General features: G+C 70.1%; 4 protein-coding genes. All 4 read right to left on the reverse strand.

Annotation, left to right across the window (positions count from 1 at the left end; genetic code table 11):
- On the reverse strand, positions 1 to 244 hold a 244-nt coding region (locus ACTUAL_RS20815; RefSeq protein ID WP_440901427.1), incomplete at its 3' end, for a hypothetical protein.
- A 37-nt stretch (positions 245 to 281) separates the two neighbouring features.
- A complete protein-coding gene (locus ACTUAL_RS20820) occupies positions 282 to 1406 on the reverse strand; it encodes a nucleotidyltransferase domain-containing protein (RefSeq protein ID WP_440901428.1) in 1125 nt (374 codons plus the stop codon).
- A 23-nt stretch (positions 1407 to 1429) separates the two neighbouring features.
- The gene (locus ACTUAL_RS20825; RefSeq protein ID WP_096495590.1) at positions 1430 to 2149 is read right to left on the reverse strand and encodes a hypothetical protein; all 720 of its coding nucleotides are present in this window, start codon (positions 2147 to 2149) and stop codon (positions 1430 to 1432) included.
- Positions 2146 to 2637 (reverse strand): DegT/DnrJ/EryC1/StrS family aminotransferase (locus tag ACTUAL_RS20830; protein WP_440901429.1); only part of this gene is annotated, 492 nt, incomplete at its 5' end. The genes ACTUAL_RS20825 and ACTUAL_RS20830, both read right to left, overlap by 4 nt.

A 2637-nucleotide genomic window follows, 5' to 3' on the forward strand; every position in this document is an offset into this window, starting at 1 on the left:
AGTACAGCGCCCCGAGCACACCGATGGTGATCAGAACCCGGTGTGACGCCTCCGAGCCCGCGCCGTCCTGGACGGCGCGCGGCACCGCCCCCACCACGATCCCCACCGCGATCATCTGCGCGATGGGCAGGATTCCGGCGCACACCGCGGTCGCGGCCAGCGCTGAGGTGAGCCCCCACCCCGCGCGGGGGATGGCGCGGGCGGTGGTGAGCACCGGTGTGATCCGGGCTGTGCTGGTTCTCATGTGCCTTTCCTCGTCGGCCGCACGCCGCGCGCGGTCGCTACAGGGGTGCGCGGGACGGGGCGGCGCGCCTCGCCCGCGTTGGGTCGAACAGGCGGTGCAGGAAATCCTCCTGCCACCGGTGGACGTCCTTGTCCACGGTTCCGATCTCCCTGAGGAAGCCGGTGTCGTCGGGCCTGGTGGACTCCAGGACGTGCTCCGGGATGGAGCCGGGGTAGACGGTCTCGGTGTAGTGCAGGGCGTAGTGGACCGGTTCCTCGATCCCGTACCGGGCGCAGAGCGCGCCGAAGCGGTCCCAGTCGACGGGCTGGGTGGTGGCGTACCCGGCGATGTCGAGGAACTTGGCGAGCGTCAGGTCCTTGCCGATCTGCACGTAGTGCAGCGACGTCGCTTCCTTGAACAGGTGCGTCGCCAGGTCGACGAGCATCTCCTCGTGGTCGAACGCGCGGGTGGGGACGCCGTAGACCCGGATGGGCCTGCCGCGCTCGGTGAGCCCGCCCGCGGGCAGGTGGTAGCCGCTGCCGGGCAGGAACTGGTCGAGCAGCACGTCGATCACGAAACCGTTGGCGAAGCGCTCGCTGGTCTGCCTGCGGAACGACAGGTTGGGCACGTGCATCGCCCAGTACGCGGCCTCGGCCCGCGATCGCGGCTCCACCACGCGCCGGTTCGCCGACACGGTTCCGGTGGCGTACCCCAGTGCCGGCATGACCTCCTTGAGCACCGGCACCTGCTCGGGCTCGATCATGAGGTCGATGTCGTAGGAGCGTCGCGACCCGAGGTCCTGGTAGACCTCCTGGGTGAGCACGAGTCCCTTGCGCAGCAACGGGTGCACGCCGTGCCGGGCCAGTTCCCGCAGAACCGCTTCGAGTTCGCGGAGCAGGGCCTCGTTGCGCACCTGGTTCGCCTGGTAGACGGCGGTGAACAACTCCTCGTAGCGGAACGCGGTGTTCGCGCCCGGCGGTCGCGGGTGCAGCCCGTGCCGGACGACGTTGCGCCCGAGCAGCGGAAGCAGGTGGTGCCGGTAGGCCTGGTCCACGACGTGGGGCCAGCGCTCCGCGTCCTCGACACCGGAGGCGAGGTCGCGGACCGCCGCCACCTCGTCCTCGTCGAGGGTGGGACGAGCCGCGCGCAGGACGAACTCGGCCTCGATCGACTGGTGGGCCATCGTCGGCCTCCTCTCTCCGCCGGTCAGTGGTGGACGCGCTGGAAGTGGTGCTCGAACCACACGTGCGGGTGCACCAACGAGTAGATCGGAGTCCGCTCGGCGGCGAAGTGCTCGCACAGGCACTGCCTGTTGTCCGTCAGCTCGCCGTCCTGGAACGCTCGCCAGTACCAGAAATGGCCGTCGGTGATGTACCAGCTCTTCCCGAACAGGTCCAGTCCGCTCTCGTCGTACGCCTCGTACTTCAGGCCGAGCTCAGCCGCGCCGGTCCGGCGGAAGTAGTCGAGGTTGTTGTCCGGTGTGATGTCGTTGTGGGAGGCGATCCCCGTGATCGGAACGCCCAGCACCGCTTCGAGCGCGGTGACCGAGGCCCGGATCGCGACCGCGGGCTCGACGCCGGTGGAGGCGAGCAGGTCGAGCGGTTCGGCGTGCAGACCGACCTCGTGGCCGAGCGCCAGCACGTCGCGCATGATGGCGACGGTCTGGTGGCCGAGCGCGTTGTACTCGTTGGCGTGGACGCGGAAGAAGTACGTTGCCCGGATGCCGAGGTCGGCCTCGATGCGGGCGATCGGCGGCACGCGCTCGGGCAGCAGGTCGACGTCGTGGCGCATCACGGCGAGCAGGCCCCCGTCACCGCGGTCGCCCTCGGCGTACTGGGCGCACGTGCGGAAGGAGTAGCCGCGGGCCAACGCGAGTTCGAGGGCTTCCTTCAGGTGGCTGTGGTGGTAGGAGCAGGTTTCGCTCATGCTGTGGTGCCTCCTCTTCCGGTGGGCGCGGCCCCGCGGACCGCAGTGACCACTGCGGCGACGTCCTTCTCGGACATCGCCGGGTAGAGCGGGATGGACACGAGGCGATCGGCTTCGCGCTCGGCCGCAGGAAGGGCGGCGGGACGGGATCGCCGGTAGTAGGGCTCCAGGTGCACCGGGCGGAACTGCCGCGCGGTCTCGACCCCCCGCGCGCGGGTGGCCGCGACGAACGAGTCCGCGCCGTGGTCCACGCGGATGCCGAACAGGTGCCACGCGTGCAGGACGTCTCCCACGGCCTCGGGCGCCTCCAGCCACCGCAGGTCCGAGAACGCGGCGCGGTAGGCGTCAGCGATCTGCCGCCTCCTGGTGAGGAAGGAGGGCAGCTTCTCCAGTTGGCGCAGGCCGATTCCAGCGTTCACGTCCGACATCCGCAGCTTGAGCCCCGGAAGGACCACTCCGCGCTCCGTCATGCCCTGGTTGGCGAGCGT

It is taken from the genome of Actinosynnema sp. (assembly GCF_052038725.1).